The organism is Novipirellula herctigrandis, assembly GCA_007859835.1.
Lineage (GTDB): Bacteria > Planctomycetota > Planctomycetia > Pirellulales > Pirellulaceae > Novipirellula_A > Novipirellula_A herctigrandis.
This window is the reverse complement of the sequence record SJPJ01000002.1, coordinates 530,087-547,104: the sequence shown is the minus strand read 5'-3', so window position 1 is coordinate 547,104 and position 17,018 is coordinate 530,087. Positions and strand designations below refer to the sequence as shown.

Annotated in this window: 16 protein-coding genes and 1 tRNA gene; 7 read left to right on the top strand and 10 right to left on the bottom strand. The window is 52.9% G+C overall.

All coding sequences use genetic code 11. The features are described from left to right. Positions 1-6: 6 nt before the first annotated feature. From CA13_RS32905 to CA13_RS32895, 3 genes are all read left to right on the top strand, one after another. Positions 7-918, top strand: coding sequence for an LpxI family protein (locus tag CA13_RS32905; RefSeq protein WP_146404332.1), 912 nt, complete (start codon positions 7-9; stop codon positions 916-918). A 136-nt stretch (positions 919-1,054) separates the two neighbouring features. Continuing rightward, positions 1,055-2,041 (top strand): 4-(cytidine 5'-diphospho)-2-C-methyl-D-erythritol kinase, encoded by a 987-nt coding sequence (locus tag CA13_RS32900; RefSeq protein ID WP_146404331.1) that lies wholly within the window; start codon positions 1,055-1,057, stop codon positions 2,039-2,041. A gap of 13 nt (positions 2,042-2,054) precedes the next feature. After that, positions 2,055-2,690 carry a SpoVG family protein gene (locus tag CA13_RS32895; RefSeq protein ID WP_419195269.1) on the top strand — a complete coding sequence of 212 codons (636 nt, stop codon included), beginning with the start codon at positions 2,055-2,057 and terminating at the stop codon, positions 2,688-2,690. A 181-nt stretch (positions 2,691-2,871) separates the two neighbouring features. Here CA13_RS32895 and CA13_RS32890 read toward each other — a convergent pair whose 3' ends face one another. The 6 genes from CA13_RS32890 to CA13_RS32865 all read right to left on the bottom strand — a co-directional run bounded on the left by CA13_RS32890 (position 2,872) and on the right by CA13_RS32865 (position 9,500). Next, positions 2,872-3,798 carry a sugar phosphate isomerase/epimerase family protein gene (locus CA13_RS32890; protein ID WP_473087524.1) on the bottom strand — a complete coding sequence of 309 codons (927 nt, stop codon included), beginning with the start codon at positions 3,796-3,798 and terminating at the stop codon, positions 2,872-2,874. A gap of 44 nt (positions 3,799-3,842) precedes the next feature. Then, positions 3,843-5,006 (bottom strand): Gfo/Idh/MocA family protein, encoded by a 1,164-nt coding sequence (locus CA13_RS32885; RefSeq protein ID WP_419195268.1) that lies wholly within the window; start codon positions 5,004-5,006, stop codon positions 3,843-3,845. Positions 5,007-5,163: 157 nt separating this feature from the next. Next, positions 5,164-5,685 (bottom strand): methylated-DNA--[protein]-cysteine S-methyltransferase, encoded by a 522-nt coding sequence (locus CA13_RS32880; protein ID WP_146404329.1) that lies wholly within the window; start codon positions 5,683-5,685, stop codon positions 5,164-5,166. A gap of 19 nt (positions 5,686-5,704) precedes the next feature. Next, positions 5,705-7,081, bottom strand: coding sequence for a tRNA uridine-5-carboxymethylaminomethyl(34) synthesis GTPase MnmE (gene mnmE, locus CA13_RS32875; RefSeq protein WP_146404328.1), 1,377 nt, complete (start codon positions 7,079-7,081; stop codon positions 5,705-5,707). After that, positions 7,081-7,641, bottom strand: a complete 561-nt coding sequence (locus tag CA13_RS32870) for a hypothetical protein (protein ID WP_146404327.1) — start codon at positions 7,639-7,641, stop codon at positions 7,081-7,083. Before CA13_RS32870 ends, mnmE begins: the two co-directional genes overlap by 1 nt. A 5-nt stretch (positions 7,642-7,646) precedes the next feature. Next, positions 7,647-9,500, bottom strand: coding sequence for an OPT family oligopeptide transporter (locus CA13_RS32865; protein ID WP_146404326.1), 1,854 nt, complete (start codon positions 9,498-9,500; stop codon positions 7,647-7,649). 240 nt (positions 9,501-9,740) lie between these two features. Here CA13_RS32865 and CA13_RS32860 point away from each other — a divergent pair, with 240 nt between their 5' ends. The 4 genes from CA13_RS32860 (at position 9,741) to CA13_RS32845 (ending at position 12,829) form a co-directional block, all read left to right on the top strand. After that, on the top strand, positions 9,741-9,953 hold the full coding sequence (locus CA13_RS32860; RefSeq protein WP_146404325.1) for a hypothetical protein: 213 nt from the start codon (positions 9,741-9,743) through the stop codon (positions 9,951-9,953). Between the two features lie 253 nt (positions 9,954-10,206). Beyond that, complete coding sequence (locus tag CA13_RS32855; RefSeq protein ID WP_146404324.1) at positions 10,207-11,250, top strand: hypothetical protein; 1,044 nt, start codon at positions 10,207-10,209, stop codon at positions 11,248-11,250. Between the two features lie 78 nt (positions 11,251-11,328). Then, positions 11,329-11,402: transfer RNA gene (locus CA13_RS32850), tRNA-Thr, on the top strand. 95 nt (positions 11,403-11,497) lie between these two features. Next, positions 11,498-12,829, top strand: coding sequence for a DNA-directed RNA polymerase subunit alpha C-terminal domain-containing protein (locus CA13_RS32845; protein WP_146404323.1), 1,332 nt, complete (start codon positions 11,498-11,500; stop codon positions 12,827-12,829). A gap of 111 nt (positions 12,830-12,940) precedes the next feature. Here CA13_RS32845 and CA13_RS32840 read toward each other — a convergent pair whose 3' ends face one another. The 4 genes from CA13_RS32840 to CA13_RS32825 form a co-directional block, all read right to left on the bottom strand. Continuing rightward, complete coding sequence (locus tag CA13_RS32840; RefSeq protein WP_146404322.1) at positions 12,941-13,720, bottom strand: TatD family hydrolase; 780 nt, start codon at positions 13,718-13,720, stop codon at positions 12,941-12,943. Between the two features lie 35 nt (positions 13,721-13,755). Then, positions 13,756-14,790 (bottom strand): phosphatidate cytidylyltransferase, encoded by a 1,035-nt coding sequence (locus CA13_RS32835; protein ID WP_146404321.1) that lies wholly within the window; start codon positions 14,788-14,790, stop codon positions 13,756-13,758. A gap of 58 nt (positions 14,791-14,848) precedes the next feature. Beyond that, on the bottom strand, positions 14,849-15,919 hold the full coding sequence (gene leuB / locus CA13_RS32830) for a 3-isopropylmalate dehydrogenase (protein WP_146404320.1): 1,071 nt from the start codon (positions 15,917-15,919) through the stop codon (positions 14,849-14,851). A gap of 167 nt (positions 15,920-16,086) precedes the next feature. After that, entirely contained in the window at positions 16,087-16,950 is an 864-nt protein-coding gene (locus CA13_RS32825) for a class I SAM-dependent methyltransferase (protein WP_473087523.1), read from the bottom strand. Positions 16,951-17,018: the final 68 nt, after the last annotated feature.

Genomic DNA, 17,018 nt, shown 5'->3' with positions numbered 1-17,018 from the left:
TCGGTTATGTCGAGTTCGACGAGCATACTACAACCAGCGGAAGGCCATCCGGTTGGCTTGATCGCTGGATGGGGAAGTTTTCCCATCGAGGTCGCTACGGAAGTCAAACGCCAAGGTGGCTCGGTTTGTTGCATTGCAATTAAGGGTCACGCCAGCGAAACGTTGGAATCCATTTGTGATGACATGATTTGGTCTGGCGTCGGAAAAGTTGGTGGCCACATTCGTTATTTTCGCCGGTCCGGTGTTAAACAGGTGACGATGGCGGGAAAGCTTTTTAAGGCGGACTTGTTGTTTAGCGGTTCGCTTTGGCTACGACATCTGCCCGATTTTCGTTGTCTTCGAACTTTTGGTCCACTACTGTTTGGACGCAACCGTGATGCTCGCGATGACCGTTTATTGTTGGCCGTTACGAATACTTACAATAGCAGCGGCATGGAAGTTTGTGCCCCCACTGATTTTGCTCCGGAGTTGCTCGTGAATCATGGAATGTTGGTGGGACGAAGTCCCAATGCGAGGCTCGAAAAAGATATCGAGATGGGTTGGCGAGTTGCTCGAACGATGGGCGGAATGGATATCGGCCAATCGATTACGATCAAAGATGGCGCGGTGATTGCCGTTGAAGCGATCGAAGGTACCGATGCGTGTATTGAACGTACCGGAACGCTTTGTCGTCGCGGCGGTTGGACGCTCGTGAAAGTGAGTAAGCCAAATCAAGACATGCGTTTTGACGTGCCAACGATTGGTCCTCAAACCGTTGACCGAGTGATGGATGCGGGAGGAACGACGATTGTGATCGAAGCCGATAAGACGATTTTAGTCGAACGCGAAGAAACGCTTCGTCGCGCAAGCCAAGCCGGGATTACGATTGTTGCGATGAGCGAGAGCGATTTTGAAAAGCGTGGAATTGTGGCTGCATAGTCCTCTTCTGCTCCACGGTTGTGGATCGATTGTAATGCGTCTGAACGATAGTCGCCTTTTGCTCTGCGAGAAGATGCAAGTTGTAACGCGGTTTTTTTGAGATGAAGCGTGACAATCAAAACTGGATACTGTGCTGATGCCGAATGTCGTCACCTCGCGTCCGCCTGCGAAGTTGAATCTGTTTCTCGAACTGTTGGGAAAACGAGACGATGGTTTTCATGAGATTGATACCATTATGTTGCCAATCGATTGGTGCGATGAAATGCGGCTCGCCCGGACTGAAGCCAGTGACATTAGCCTTTCGATTGGTTGGCTTCCTTCGCTTGAGGTCGTCGCAGCCGAATTAGGTGTTGATCCCAATTCAGATGATGGCAAAAATTTATTGGCGATTCCCTCGGACGAAAAAAATCTGGTTGTTCGAGCGCTACGCCGCTTTCGAGATCATTTTGATACACCGGGCGGTTTTCACTGCGATCTGCTGAAGAGGATACCAGCGGGGGCCGGAATGGGGGGGGCGAGCAGCGACGCAGCTGCGGCGCTTCGCTGTGCGGCTGCGTTACATGGAATACCGCTCCATAATCCTGAACTAACGGTTTTGGCGGCGGAAATTGGCAGCGATGTGCCGTTTTTCTTGGGAATTGACAGGCATTCGTGCCAAGCGGCTAGGGCCCAGGGACGTGGTGAGAAGTTGTCCCAGGTTTCGCTCCTCTCCCAGATTGACATGGTGGTCGTTTTTCCATCGGTCTGTTTGTCTACCGCACGAGTTTATTCTCAGGCGACAATTCCTACTGAAATTGTGCCCCCAGACGCGATGATAGCGGCGCTCGGAAGGGGGGATTTGGGCGGAATTGCTGCTGGAGGTTTAAATCGACTACAGGAGCCAGCTGTAAAAATCGCCAAGCAAATCGATGAAATCCTCGAATCGATGTGGCATATTGGTCTGATAGGGTGTCAATTAACGGGTAGCGGTTCGGCATGCTTTGGGCTTGCTCGAAACGCGGTGGATGCACGGCGCGGGGCTGAACAACTTCGCAGCCAGCTCCTGCCGGGATCGCGGGTGGCATCGGTAAGCTCGGCAACTGTTCCATCATCAGTCAATCTTGTCATTACGCCGAACGGTTAGGGAGGGTTGGACCGTGCAGATTAGCGAAATACGAATCAAACTTATGGAATCGTCCGAGGACCGTCTTCGAGCATTTTGCTCGATCACAATTGACGGTGCCTTTGTGGTTCGAGACTTGAAAATTATTGACGGTTCCAATGGGCCGTTTGTGGCAATGCCTAGCCGTAAACTGACTGCTCATTGCCAACGATGTAGTCATAAGAATCATTTGCGTGCAACGTACTGCAACCATTGCGGTGTCCGTTTACAGATAGATGCCGACATTGATTCGCCTCAGAAGCTTTATGCCGATGTGGCGCATCCCATTAACAGCGAATGTCGTGAGCAGATTCAAGCGGCTGTGATTGCCGAGTTCGAAGCCGAATTGGCGAGATCGCGTGAACCAGGTTACCAATCACGCTACGATGATGACTTTGATTACGACGCAGATGAATTGAGCGCATCCGAGGAAACATCGAAATCGGACGAGCCAAGCGGCACGGCGATCATTGACCAAGAGGAAGTTGGTTCCGATGGAAGCGGCTCGCCTCGTCGCCCCCATTTCATGGATACTTCGGCGCGCGAGCGGGTCAACGCCGAGGAGCGAGGCACGGCGGATAGCCAAACGGAATCCGTTGACGACGACGATTTTGGTGCGGGGATCTTCTAGTGCGTTCGCATCGTGGATGCAGACGAGTGGCGGAATCCAAACGACGAGCCAGCGGATCGCGAGGTCGCGCACTGCGTTAGCAGAGTGCGCGTGCGCGGTTTTCCTAGAAGTACCAGCACAAATTTTTCCGTAACTTGAAGTCGTACTCTACTTGAAGACGTACTCTACTTGAAGTCGTACTCTACACGTGTCGCGGAACGTAATTTCGCAAGTAGGTCGCACTTTGCCGCAGTGACAGTTTACGGTTCGTATCGCTGTCTTCGAAAATTCGATCCTCCACTTCAACACAGACCGGACCTCGGTAACCGACGTCGCCAAGGATCGAAAAGAACTTGCCCCAATCAATATCGCCCATGCCAGGTAACTTGGGAGTGTGGTATGCATTGGGGACCGCCAAAATGCCAACCTGATTGATCTTGTCGCGATCGATGCGAACATCTTTTGCGTGAACATGAAACAGCTTGTCCGCAAATTGACGTAGTGGCAATAGGTAATCAATGTGTTGCCACACGAGGTGCGACGGATCAAAATTCAATCCGAAATGATCACTCGGAATGTCTTCGAACATCCGCGTCCAAATCGCAGGACAGTGGGCAAGGTTCTTCCCGCCGGGCCACTCGTCGTCCGAGAAATACATTGGACAGTTTTCGATTCCCACTTTCACGTTTTGCTGTTCTGCAAAGTCGATGATGGGTTTCCATGTTTCCAAATACCGTGGCCAATTTTCATCGACCGATTTCGTCCAATCGCGACCGACAAACGAGTTTGCTTTGTGAATGCCTAGCTTTGCGGCTGCCGTGATTACTTTGCAAAAATGGGCCACTGCGGCGTTGGCTTCTTCCTGGTTAGGCGATAACGGGTTCGGATAATAGCCGAGTGCGCTGATGCTGACTCCGTATTTCTCTGAAAGTGCATGGATTTCGCTCACCTTTGCATCGTCGAGCGAGCCGACGTCGATGTGAGAGACGCCCGCATAACGACGTGCGTCATTTCCCGCGGGCCAGCACATCACTTCGACGCAGTCGTACCCGCATTCCGACGCGATCTCAAAAACCTGCTCAAGCGATTGGTTCGGCAAGATCGCCGTGGTGAAACCTAGCTGCATCATTTTGACTCTCCGTTATAGAAGTGTAGTTACGATATGTTTGGAGGTTAGATTGTCACCCAACCTTGATTTCGGTGGCTTTCGAGAATTGCTTCACACAAAACGATTTCACGATGCCCATCGGCAAATGTGGGAAAGGTTGGCTCGCCAGCGTCATCGCCGAGTAGGATTTGTCCGTAGAAATCGAGGAAGATTTGTTTGAATGCGTCGGGGAACCCCTCGTTATGTCCGCCTGGGTAACTGGTGACGTTGCTGGCCGCTTCGTCCATCAACGAAGGGTCGCGGATCAGTACCTCGTTTGGTTCGTCGCGGTGGCCGATCCACAATTCGTTGGGGGATTCGCTATTGAAAGCCAACGCTTGTTTGGAACCAGCCAATTCGAATCTTAGGCAATTCTTGCGGCCGGCGGTAACTTGAGAAACAGACATCACGCCGCGAGTGCCGTTTTCGAACCGTAGCAAAATGTTGCCAGCGTCTTCGGTATCGATATTCACGGACTCACTGCTTTGTGGGGGGCATTGCTTGCCGGTAAACGTCTCGGCAGCCCCGACGGGTCTTTGGCGTGTTGCGAATACCGTTTGTAAATCGGCGCAAACGCCAGTGATTTCTTGGCCGACAATAAATTGAATCAAGTCGAGCCAATGGGTGCCGATGTCGGCGATCGCACGTAGTTCGCCACCTTCGGACGCAAGGACTCGCCAATTGAAGTCCGTTTCCTTGAACAGCCAATCTTGTGCATAGCCGCCCGATACATGATGAATCTTGCCAGCAGTTCCCTTCCGGATACGAGCGGCACTTTCCACACAAAGTGGATAATAGCGAAGGTTGTAATTGACGCCGGCGACAACATCCGATTTGGCTGCAAGCTCGACTAATTGAGCGGATTCCATTGAGTTCATCGCCAGTGGTTTTTCACACATGGTGTGTTTGCCTGCTTTGACACATGCGGCGGCATGTTCATAGTGAAAACGATTTGGGGTGGCAATATGGACCGTATCAATCTCGTCATCCGCAAGTAGTTCATTGAGGTCTTTGTAGATCCGAGGAATCCCGAGTTGAGTCGCAGCCATTTCGGAGCGTTCGACGGTCGCATCGAGGATACCGATCACAGGAACGCCGATCCGACGAAGGGCTTCGACGTGAACCGGCCCGATAAATCCAGTGCCGATCACAGCGGCTTTTAGTTCATGCAGGTAAGTTTTTGACGACACAGTGTTCCTCTCTGGGCAGGAAGATTTCTTACAGGTTAGGAAGTTGTTTCAACAGTGCGGCATGAGCCAAACGGATTCGGGTTTTTCGTAAATGGATCGAGCCACAGTGGGAAGAATTTGAAATGTCGTGGTGGCACTGGCGATTAAATTCAAGACGTTAAACCAACAGCGATTGCGATTCGAGGTCGAGCAAGAATTGTTTCGTGCGAAGGCCACCGGGAGCACTGAAGCCACATAATGCACCGGATGAAGAAATAACGCGGTGGCAAGGAATCACGATGGGGATGCGATTGCGTGCCATCGCAGAACCTACCGCCCGGCTAGCACGCGGATTTCCCGCACGATCGGCTAGCTCTTTGTAGCTGATGGTTGCTCCGCTCGGAATCTTGCGACATTGTTTGTAGACCGATGCTGTGAAGGGAGTCCATCGATAGGAGTCGACTTTGACGCACTCAAAGTCAGCACTCAAGCCAGCAAAAAAATTAGCTAATTGATCGTCAAGCGATTCTGCCGATTGCTTGGTTGACGATAACGCACGCTCATTGCTCGGGGGCATGCGTTTGTCCTCGTTTAGCATGCGTTTGTCCCAGTTTAGACTGTACAACCCATTGTCTGTCCAACTTGACCAAAGTGAACCAAACGGTGAGTCGTGTTGTTTTACAAAACAGATCGTCGCCATGATGGATTGCCCTCTTTGATTATTTTCCGATGCAAAAACGTCCGAACACACGATCCAGAATATCGTCGGTGTAAACTGCCCCAGTCACTTCTCCTAAGGACTCCACTGCGATGCGAAGCTCTGCCGCGATAAACTCGTGTCCGTCGCCCATGTCGACCAGTTCCATTGCGGACACAATCGCTTGTTCGGCAAGCCCCAGTGATTGAGAGCATCGAGCTGCGGTGCCGATGACCGAGCCGGTTTCTTCGTGGTCACTTTGAGTTAAGCACTGATCAATTCGCTGTTTCAGTTCTTCGATTCCCTCACCACTTACGGCGCTAGTATAAACCCAATCATCCGTGTTGGGTTGTTTGATAGGATTGGTCACCAAATCCGTTTTGGTCGCGACCCAAAGGTCGAAGACACTTCGTTTGCCTTCGTTAGCATAAGGAGCAAGCCGATGACGTTCGGCGGCTAGACCACTTTTGGATGCATCGACACACCACAGCCGAACATCGGCCGACCGTGACGCTTGGTTCGCGTGGTCCTGGGAAGCTGCGGAAATCGCATCGTCTTCGGCGGCTTGCTCAATCCCAGCGGTATCGATGAGTTGTACTAGGCGGTTTGCAATCAGGGTTTGCACCGAAACCGTGTCACGAGTCGTTCCGGCGACGTCGGCGACAATCGCTGCTTGTTGATTTGACAACGCGTTTACCAAATGACTCTTCCCGGCGTTCGGGTTCCCTCGAAGTGCGATAATCGGTTCGGCGGAACTACTCGCCCGCGTTCGCAGACGCTCGCGAGTCTGTTTGATGATTTCATTCGTAGCCAGTAAGCGTTCTCGCAGAACGGAATCTTCGATGAATTGGATATCCTCATCCACGAAATCCAATCCAGCTTCGACATCGGCGAGCAAGTTCAAAAGATCGCTTCGCATTTGTTCAAGGGGCCGCGAGAGATTCCCTGCCAATTGACGCAGCGCATGATCGAGTGAGCCACGTTGTTCCGCTTCGATCACTCCCAAGACGGCTTCCGCTTGAGTTAGGTCGAGTCGGCCAGCCAAGAAGGCTCGCAAGGTGAATTCGCCAGGCCGAGCTGCTCGTGCGCCAGCACCGGTCAATCGGTTCACAATCGCTTGAAGAATCGGCAAGCAGCCATGCGAATGAATTTCGGCGCTCGGTTGCCCCGTATAGCTGTGATGCGTCGGCCATAGCATCACCGATGTCTCCATCGCGCCAAGCGGTTCCCCAAGATCGATCGAGGTTTCCATTACTTGTGGACGTTTGCTCGAGGGCAACGCGACGTCGACGGTACGGAGGATCGAAAGAACATCGTGGCCGGAAAGTCGTACGATCCCTCGTATCGCAGGTGTTGTTGGCGAAGCAATCGCGACGATCGTGTCCTCGGCTCCGAACATCAATGGCTACCTTCGGCGGTCCTTAGCAACTCGCTTGCTTTGGTCAGATGATTTTTTGCGCGATTCAAACTCAAATCGACCTCATCCACGTAACCATCGGCCGCAGCGGACCAACTTCGGTTGATGTAACGTTCGGCACCGGCAAATTCGGTCATCACGTTCGCGTAGGTTTCTAAGCCAAACCGTTTCACCAAAGCACCCCTCGCCTCGGCAAAATCCGATAATGGCTCGGTGCACTCGTTGTCGATCGCATGTAGCACGACGCTGGGGTGGTCGGAGTCGCCACTACAAAGTCGATCGATCACCGTTTGGACCTTTGCCAAGCTGTCTTGCACCACCGAGTATTCTGCGTCGGTTTTTTCATCGTCTTCGTCAGCACTCCGGTTTGCAATTCGCAGCAGTATCACACCGACGAAACCAATTGCCATCGCAAAAGCATAATGTCCCCAGTGGATCGTGTCCCATTTATCTTCGGGCAATTCGAGTTGCCGAAGCGACACGAAGGCAGCGGCCAGGAAACCGACCCAAAGTAAAGCGTGTCCAAACAATCGTTTTATCATGTTTTTCACATCCACCTTGCAATTTGTTCGAACCAGGACGATCCACAATGCATCGCAGTTTCGGTTGCTTCGGGTTTGGCAAAGAAAACTTGCATCAGTGCATTGCCGACGCCGACGAGTGCTTCGCCAACAATCAATCCCGCAGCGATCGGGATGCCGGTCTCATGGCTGAATTTGCTGCCCAGTACTTTGTCCGAAACGATTCGCAGGGCATTGCCGATTGTGTAGGTCAGGGCAACTTGAAACGGCATGTAGAATCCCAGGGCAATTAAAACACCAATCCCGCCCAGTCCGCTAACCGCCAACATCAATCCCAACCCAGCACCGGCAGTGTAGCGAAATGCGGGGACATCATCATTGAGAATGCTTTCGGTGACCGACGCAAGGGCCTGTGCTTGAGGCGCAGGCAATTTTTCGGAGCCGATTTCGTATTGGTTATTCAACAAGATCATCAAGAAGATGACGATCACAGGGCCAAGCCATGCACCCACGAATTGGGCGAATTGTTGACGACGCGGAATCGCTCCTACCAAATAGCCGGACTTGAGATCCAACATCATGTCGGCCGCTTGCGAAATGGCTAGACAAATTGCGGCGCCAACAAGTATCGAACTGGTGATTGTCGCTGGTTTATCCAGTCCGCCTTTGGCGACCAATATCACAATCGTCACCGCAATCAAAGTCATTCCCGAAAGTGGCGACCAATTGGTGCGACCAACACATTCGCTGACCACCACACCGGCGACCCACACCCAAAGCGTCCCTAACAGGGCCATCGTCGCGGCTCGGCCAAGCGTCATTGATTCCACGCTGTTGAAGGCGATCCAAATCATTACTAACGCACCCAATCCAATCGCCGCGTAAAGAAATCCAATCGGCATTTCGTCTTTCGCCGCCTCCGAATCCAAGTCTTGATTGCTGGCAGCGTGCATCGATTTCAATGCACTGGCAATCAGCGGGAATGCGGCAACGATGCCTCCGATGGCAGCACCGACAAGCATTCCGATTCCAAGCGGTTTGTAGAGGACTCCTCGCATTTGATCCGGAACGGACGTCAACGCCGCGACATCAGCGGTGGCAAACGTGCTTAGCAGTGGCGAAAGCAAGAAGTAACACAGGAAACCACCCGCACCAAACCAGAAGCCGCCCTTGCCTGACAAGAAACCGACGCCGATCGTCATTACCGAGAGATAGAAACTTATGTTCAACATTGGCGACAATCCAAATTGGGTGCCAGCGTTCCAGTTGCCCTCTTCGCCAAAATAGTGGAGCACCATTAGGTGAGAGATCCCCGAAACGAGTGCCCCGCCGACAAGTAGCACGGCTTTGCGAACGCCAGCCCCGGGGGACTTCAGGATCGTTGCAACTGCAATGCCACCGGGGTAGGCCAGTCGGTCAAAGTCGATCATCTGTTTTCGCAGCGGGATCACAAACGCCAGGCCCAGCACACATCCGGTGATGCATGCCAAAATCATCAGCGGGATGCTAAAGTCGGCGACGGATTCGAGTCCCTCGGAGCGACTGAGGATAAAAAGTGCAGGGACCGAGAACATAATGCCCGATGAGGCACCGTTCACGGCCGAGGCAATCGTTTGATTGATGTTGTTTTCGACAATACTCGTCCGTCGCAGTACGCCGCGGAGGACGCCCCAGCCAAGTATCGCTGCTAATTCGGAGCCTTCGATAGCAAAGCCGAGAATCAAGGCTGCGTAGCCAATCGAGATCGCAATCAGTGCCCCGATAATCCAGCCAAGAATGACGGCGGTCCAAGTGAATTCGGGATAGGGCCCGTGCCTGATTGGTATCGAGTCGGCATGCGAATCGAGCGGCGGGGCTTGCGGTGGAGGAACGTCCGACATCAATCCGTAATTCCTTCTGGTTCGATTTCGAGATGTGCAAATTTGATCGTTGAATGGCCCGATTGTATACGAAAGCCTGTTCGATCGGTTGGGTGGGGGCAACCGAATTGGCAATGACCCGTTTTCGGATTGCTGGTACCCGTTTTTGATTGCTTGGGAGGCACCGAGTCCGTTAGAATGCAGTTAGGGGCAAAGGAGCCTGCTTTCGAGTTCGAGCCAATATTTCTAGGGAGATTGGAAATGAGTTGTGTTCATTTGAAAAAGCTTTTCGACTTGTGTGCCGAAGAAGAGGTGAAATTGGGAGGCAGTGATTTGGTTCGGATCATCTGCACGAAGTGTGGCGAGCAAGAGGTTTGTCCAGCGATGTTGATGGAGGAATACGAGGCGACGCATCAAGACGAGGCAATCGAAGTGATCGTTGAACCGACGAGTCTCAGCGAACTGGCTGACTGAGCGATTTGACTGGTGTTGATTTGACTGGTGTTGATTTGACTGGGTTGATTTGACTGGGTTGATTTGACTGGGTTGATTTGACTGGGTTGATTTGACTGGGTTGATTTGACTGGGTTGCAATCTCACGTACAAAAACTTATCCACCAAAGAGTCAACAACTCGATCACCTTTGCGGAACAATTTGTGTATAACTTGCGATTCTTTTGCTTCACGCTTGTTCTGCTCTCTTCGATAGTTTTGGATTGGTAAGCCCGTGACTGAGTCAATCATTCGGCCGTTTCGTAACGTTGACTTGCCCTGTTTAGTTGACGTTTGGATTCAGCATTGGTCATGCGTCGGTATTGCGCCTCCGGTCTCGATGGCGACGATCGAGCAAGCCATTTTGGCTCGGACGTTTTTCGATCCCCAAACTTTGCTGGTAGCCGAAATTGGTGGGCAAGTTCAGGCGTGGTGTCACTTTGCGGTCGGGCCTCCTAAGTCACATCAACCGAGACCTTTCGAATCGGAATCTGAATTCGAAGACGCCGCGAATTTAGACGCCACGAATTTAGACGCCACGAATTTAGACGCCACGAATTTAGAGGGGCGACTCCGCGCGATCTGTTTTTCGCCTGATGAGGGGCTGCAAGTGTGCGACCCCTTATTAGATGCTGCGGAACGAGCGATGGCGAAGATGGACGCGACGAAAGTGTCGGTCGGTTTGGTGCGAGATCGCTGGGATGGCTATGCCGGGCTGCCTCCGATCGGTCATGGGATTGGTGTTCCAGCTGCCGATTCGCGAACCTCGTCTCTGTTATCGCGAAAAGGATATAATCGAGGTGGCGCGATTGCTCGAATGGTAGTCAATACGAGTCCCTATCGGCCACCTGTTAGCCGAGAAGCATTGCAATTGCGACGAACGACGAGGTTGGAGCACCGGCTTCGCATTCCGACGGACCCCCGTTTGGCGTCGTCATTGTCCCATTTTGACATCGAACGGCATCAAACGACCAATCACCAAACCGCCGAAGTTTTGTCCCAATTTGATCTGTGGTCGAGTGATGTCGAGGCTCAGGTGATGAATTGCGACAATGCAATATTGGATTTATCGCTGCAAAAAGAGCCCGCGCGGTTGAATATGGCAGAGACGTTTTTGATTGGCAGTTTGATCCAACGGCTTGCGGATCGGCGGGTTTACACGGTGGAAACGGCCGTTGATGGCAGCCAAACCGAACTTATCGGGCAACTAGAGGCTCTTCAATTTCGTAATGTCGAACAAGGCTATCAGTGGACGAAACAATTGGTGTCCGCCTCTTGACGAAAAACACTTTTTTCGCGTATTTTCTTAGACACCGCGGATTCGCGGAACAAAAATTGCAAAATAGTGTTGAAATATGCCGGCGTAGCTTCAATTGGCAGAGCATCGCATTCGTAATGCGAGGGTTGTGGGTTCAAATCCCACCGCTGGCTTTTTGTGCAGGTTGTCCCTCTTCAATCACACCCGTTTTTTCTGTCCCTCGCTGCTTTACGAGCAGCGTTTGCTTTTGTCCTGGAGACAATTCTCGATGAGTGAAGTCGATCTCGATGTGCTCGATTTGAAAGAGATGGTACTTGCGAATAACTCGTTTGGACCCTCGGATGTCGCCGCCATTCGATCCGCGATTACCGAGAATTACGCCCATTTTGGCGAACTGCGTGACGCAGTGAACGAAATGGAAGAGCATGATCCGATGACGCCTGCGGCAAAAACGAAGCTAGGCGTATGTTTGTTCCTGCTCGGAAAATTCCGAAACGCATTGGAAAAGTTGACCAGCGCCGACGGAAGCGCGATGGCACTTTACTACCAAGGTCGTGCAGAATTCGAACTTGGCAATTACGAATCAGCGATTGGGGCCTACGAACAGGCACAAAAATCAGGCTACAACGATGATGATTGCAAAATCCGCATCGCCGAGTCGCATCGCTACGCCGGTCGAACGGAAAAAGCACTCGAAATTCTCGACAATATTTTCGGACCTGCCGAGCAGACTTCCGAATACATGTACCAACGAGCTGCGACCGTCGCGTTGGTTGGTGGTCGCTTGGAAGAGGCGCTGGCACTTTATCAACGTGCCGTGAACACCGACGAGAACCACGCAGGTGCCCTGTTCGGGCTGGCGTTGGAAAATGACCGTATGGGCAACGACGAAGAAGCCCTGCGGCTTTATGAGCGGGCTGGTAAGGCGTTTCCGACCGGAATCGGTGCTCTTATCAACCTCGGTTTGATCTACGAAGACAACAACCAATTCGATAAAGCCCAAACGTGTTACCGTCGAATTTTGGAGTCGTATCCTGACCATCCGCAGACGAACCTTTACTTGAAGGACGCCGCTGCGACTGGCAACATGCTTTACGATGAAGAAGCTCAACGTCGTAACGACCGTTTGGCTCAAACGCTCAACATGCCAGTCGCGAACTTCGAATTGAGTGTTCGTAGTCGTAACTGCCTGCAAAAAATGGGCATCGAAACGATTGGCGATTTGACGCGAACCAGCGAAGCGGAACTGCTTAGCAGCAAGAACTTTGGCGAAACCAGCTTGTACGAAATTCGCGAAATGCTGACCAGCAAAGGTCTCGCACTCGGACAATTCGCTCACGAGAAAAAGAGCAGCGATCCGCCGATCGATACCAGTCACATGTCGCCTGATGAGCAAGCGTTCTTGGAACGGCCGATTTCCGATTTGAATCTGTCGGTACGAGCACGCAAATGTATGGCCCGATTGCAACTGAACTCGATTGGCGAGTTGCTTCGCAAAACGGGCGACGAAATGCTCGAATGCAAAAACTTTGGCGTGACCAGTTTGAACGAAGTCCGCGAAAAGCTGACCGACTTGGGCTTGAAGCTTCGTGGGGATTGATCGTTAGACGGTCCTTCGCCTTTGACTTCGAATGAAGATGTGAAACCGAAACGCCAGTTTGGCGACACACACGTTCGGCGACACACGTTGTCGCCAGACAAGGCGACGCGATTACGATAACTTGAAGAGTCGCTTGGCGTTTTCGGTCGTGACCCTTGCCAATGACTCGGGTGAGACGTTTCGAACGTCCGCCAAGCATCGCAGCGTGTGCTCCACGCGACTCGGTTCATTCGGTCGTTTTCCTCGAAACGGCTCTGGGCTCAGGTAGGGCGAGTCGGTTTCAACAAGAAGGCGATCGTCGGGGACCATCGCTGCGACACGCCGCAAATCGTCACTCTTCTTGAATGTCACCATCCCGGCAAAGCTAATGTAAAGGCCAAGTTCGAGACATTCGGATGCGAGCTTTTGATCGCCGGTAAACGAGTGCATCACTCCGGCCGGAACCGTGGATTGGCGGCGTAATTGTTCGGCAATCAAGTCGCCGCTTTCTCGCATGTGGATGACCATTGGCAAATTCGTTTCGCGACACAATTGCAGATGCCGGTCAAAAAATTCGTGCTGCATCTCGATAGGAGTGTCATCCCAATAGCAGTCGAGGCCGGTTTCGCCGATCGCACAGACGCCCGGAGAATCGACCAGGCTAACAATGGTTTCCCAGTCCTCGGGTTTGGACTCGGCCGCCGAGTTGGGTTGGATGCCAATTGTCGCGTACAGGAATCCTGGGTGCTCGCTGGCTAGTTCACATGCTCGGTGGCTGGTAACGGCATCGATACCGATCACGTTGATGCCGACGACTCCGGCGGCTTTCGCTCGTTCAATCGTTTCGGAGACGATCTCCTTAAACGCGTCGGTATTGAGATGCGCGTGCGTGTCAAAAAGTGTTAGTGTCATCAAAAAAAGCCATGGTCGTCAAAAAGAAGCGAGGGTCATGCAGACCAAAAGAACCGAGTCAGGTGGTAGAACACCGGAGCGGCGAAGCAGATTGTGTCGATTTGGTCTAGTAAACCGGCGTGTCCTTGGACGAGTGTTCCGGTGTCCGTGACGCCCCGGTCTCGTTTGATCGCACTCATCGTCATGGTGCCTGCGCAGGCCATCACGGTCACCACGGCCCCAAGCATCCATGCTTCCCACGGATGAAAAGGTGTTGCCCAAGACAACGCAGCAGCGACCAAACCGGTGGTCACCATCGACCCGAGCACGCCTTCCCAGGTGCGTGAGGCGTTGATCTTTTCGGCGATCACGTTTCGGCCAGCGATCTTGCCCCACATTCGTTCGAAGACCGAGGCGAGTTGAGCGATCAGGACGAAAAAGACTAGCAGGCTAACGTTGCTTCCTTCCCAGGGGATTTTGCCAGTTTGAACCAACCTTAGGTCCAGTAGTGCCGGTGTGTAGCTGAGCGAGTAAACACAGATCAACAGCCCCGACTGGATTTTGGCACTGCGTTCTAAGAAGCGTTTGTAGTCGCCTGCCATCGCAGCTCGGGCCGGAATGAATAGGCTGCCATAGACCGGAATCATGATGCTGTAGAAATCATAGAAATCACGATTCGCGTCGAACCCTAACCAGCTCGGCGGATGACTGCCCAGGCCAATCAGGATGTACTGCAGTGGCGTAAAGATAAAGAAAACCCAGAACAGCGTGCGGTGATCGCCTCGCCGCGTCGGTGTCATCGTGATGAATTCACGCAGTGCCCAAAAGGACACCAATCCAAATAGGATTACAACGCCGACTCGGTGCAGGACAAAGCCAAACACAAAAATGGCCAACATCATCCACCAAACGCGAACCTTATGGTTGAAGCGTCCAATCAGCGCCGATTCGATGCCCATTTTTTCCCGGCGCGACAACACTTCGCCCACAATCGTCGAAACGCCGAGCGTCACCAAAATGACCGCCAACAACAAATACGTGCGAGCCGATAGCCACTGGGAATCGGCAAGCAGGCTAATGGGTAACGGCATAAGGCAAACAGGTGGTATAGAAAGAGTCGTTAATCGCTCGTGCGATCATCACGCGAAATCAAGCAAGCCGGTCAAGCACTGCTTCGCTCATTTCTTTGGTTCCAATCGCTTTTCCGCCTCGGGCTAAGTCGCTTGTACGCAATCCATCGGCGAGCACTTTGCCAACCGCCGCTTCAATCGCGTCGGCTTCGTCGGCTAAGGACAAGGAGTGTCGCAGCAGCATCGCAGCGGCAAGGATTGTCGCAAGCGGATTGGCAATCCCTTTACCAGCGATATCAGGTGCCGAGCCATGAATCGGTTCATAGAGCCCAGGCCCACCTTCGCCAAGCGAAGCACTTGGAAGCATGCCAAGCGATCCCGGCAACATGGACGCTTCGTCGGTCAGAATGTCGCCGAACAAATTCCCCGTGACGACGACATCAAAATCGCGCGGGCGGTTGATCAGGTGCATCGCCATCGCATCGACAAGAACCACGTCGAACTTCACATCGGGGAATTCTTCGGCCATCACGCGGGCTGCCGTTTGTCGCCAAAGTCGACTCGGCTCGAGGACGTTCGCTTTGTCGACACTGGTCAACCGATTGTCACGCTGTTGTGCCGCTTTGGCCGCCAATCGGACGATCCGTTCGACTTCCATCACGCTATAGGCCATCGACTGGAATGCCGTTTCGCCTGCGCCGCTGCCGGATCGACCTGAATCGCCAAAGTAGATACCGCCCGTCAATTCGCGGAAGAAGAGAATATCGGTCCCTTCAATAATTTCACGTTTTAGCGGCGAAGCGTCGACAAGTTCATCGAATAATCGAATGGGTCTTAGGTTGGCGAACAATCCGAGTTCCTTGCGAATCTTGAGCAGACCCACTTCCGGACGGGTTTTTGCCGACGGGTCATCCCATTTGGGGCCTCCCACGGCACCAAGCAGGACCGCATCCGAAGCCTTGCACGCATCGATCGTTTCCGCTGGCAACGGGTCGCCGCAAGAATCGATCGCGATGCCACCGATTTGGTGTGAGGAAAACGTGAATTCGTGGCCAAAACGCGAGGCTACGTTTTCAAGAACACGCTTGGCTTCCGCAGTAATTTCGGGACCGATGCCGTCGCCTGGCAGCAAAACAAGATTAGCTTTCAATGGATTTTACAAAGGCAAGAGGAATGGTTGATTTTCGTAGTTGCGTTAATTTAGTCGAAGGTGTGGCGTGGTGGGAGGCGGCAGGGGGACGGCTTTCCGTTTGCAGTTTTCGAGTGCCAGTTTTCGAGTGCCAGTTTTCGAGTGCCAGTTTTCGAGGCAGTCGCTGTTTATGGCATCAGGATCGCGGTTTTGGTGCTTCCACCGTTTTCGCCTAGACTTGGGGGGTCGCCTAGGCGTCGGGCTTTGATACGGACGTAGGGGGCGATGAATTGGGCGCGATGGGCGAAGGACCCGGTTTCAGAGTCTCGCTTCGCGTGAACTGGTTCGACCAAATCTTCAATTGCGAAACCGCTCCGGCACAATCCTCCGATCATTTGTTCCCAACGGTGCAGAAACTCGATTGCTCCCGATTCCCGTAAACGACCGGCGGCGGTTGATGGAGACGGGGACGCTGGCACGGGCGAGTCGCGGTAATAGGGATGAAGCAGTCCATAGGAAACGCCCGATGGGGAGCGGTTGTCGGGTGCCGGGTCGAGGCTCGCCTGCAAACTGACGGGGCTTTTGTGCTGACTCGTGTAAACCCCGCCACCTCGCAGAACACGGGCGACTTGCTCATAGACGACTCGGATATCGGGCACATAGCAGGTGCTGACGGGCTGGACCACAATGTCAAATTCGGCTGGGCGGAACATCGACAAATCTTCCATCGAGGTTTCAATGATGCGGACTTTGAAACGTCGCTCGGCGGCAACCTGGCGATCGAGTTCCAGCATCGCCGGACTCAAATCGACCACGGTGACATCCGCTCCTGCGGCGGAATAAAGGGCGCTGTGGCGGCCGCCACCCGCAGCAAGGCAGAGCACTCGAGCCCCGACGATCGACTCACCCAACCAACCGGTCGAGTCGATTGTGGCCATTGGATCGGACAATTCCGACTGGGTTGCGGGCTGGCAAAGTGGGTTTTTCGCATCGGCCATCGCGTCGTAGGCTCGTCGGTTGGTGCGAAGAATTTCGTCGTTTTTTCGGTTCACTGACTGTTTTTTCCTGTTCACGGCAAATTTTTTTTGCCTGCCATACCGTTCTGTTTTGGGTTGCCCAG

Bases quoted from the DNA above. Each gene is read 5' to 3' on its own strand.
- CA13_RS32905 (WP_146404332.1), top strand. From the start codon at position 7: ATGTCGAGTTCGACGAGCATACTACAACCAGCGGAAGGCCATCCGGTT.
- CA13_RS32900 (WP_146404331.1), top strand. From the start codon at position 1,055: ATGCCGAATGTCGTCACCTCGCGTCCGCCTGCGAAGTTGAATCTGTTT.
- CA13_RS32890 (WP_473087524.1), bottom strand. From the start codon at position 3,798: ATGATGCAGCTAGGTTTCACCACGGCGATCTTGCCGAACCAATCGCTT.
- CA13_RS32880 (WP_146404329.1), bottom strand. From the start codon at position 5,685: ATGGCGACGATCTGTTTTGTAAAACAACACGACTCACCGTTTGGTTCA.
- mnmE (WP_146404328.1), bottom strand. From the start codon at position 7,081: ATGTTCGGAGCCGAGGACACGATCGTCGCGATTGCTTCGCCAACAACA.
- CA13_RS32870 (WP_146404327.1), bottom strand. From the start codon at position 7,641: ATGATAAAACGATTGTTTGGACACGCTTTACTTTGGGTCGGTTTCCTG.
- CA13_RS32865 (WP_146404326.1), bottom strand. From the start codon at position 9,500: ATGTCGGACGTTCCTCCACCGCAAGCCCCGCCGCTCGATTCGCATGCC.
- CA13_RS32860 (WP_146404325.1), top strand. From the start codon at position 9,741: ATGAGTTGTGTTCATTTGAAAAAGCTTTTCGACTTGTGTGCCGAAGAA.
- CA13_RS32845 (WP_146404323.1), top strand. From the start codon at position 11,498: ATGAGTGAAGTCGATCTCGATGTGCTCGATTTGAAAGAGATGGTACTT.
- CA13_RS32840 (WP_146404322.1), bottom strand. From the start codon at position 13,720: ATGACACTAACACTTTTTGACACGCACGCGCATCTCAATACCGACGCG.
- CA13_RS32835 (WP_146404321.1), bottom strand. From the start codon at position 14,790: ATGCCGTTACCCATTAGCCTGCTTGCCGATTCCCAGTGGCTATCGGCT.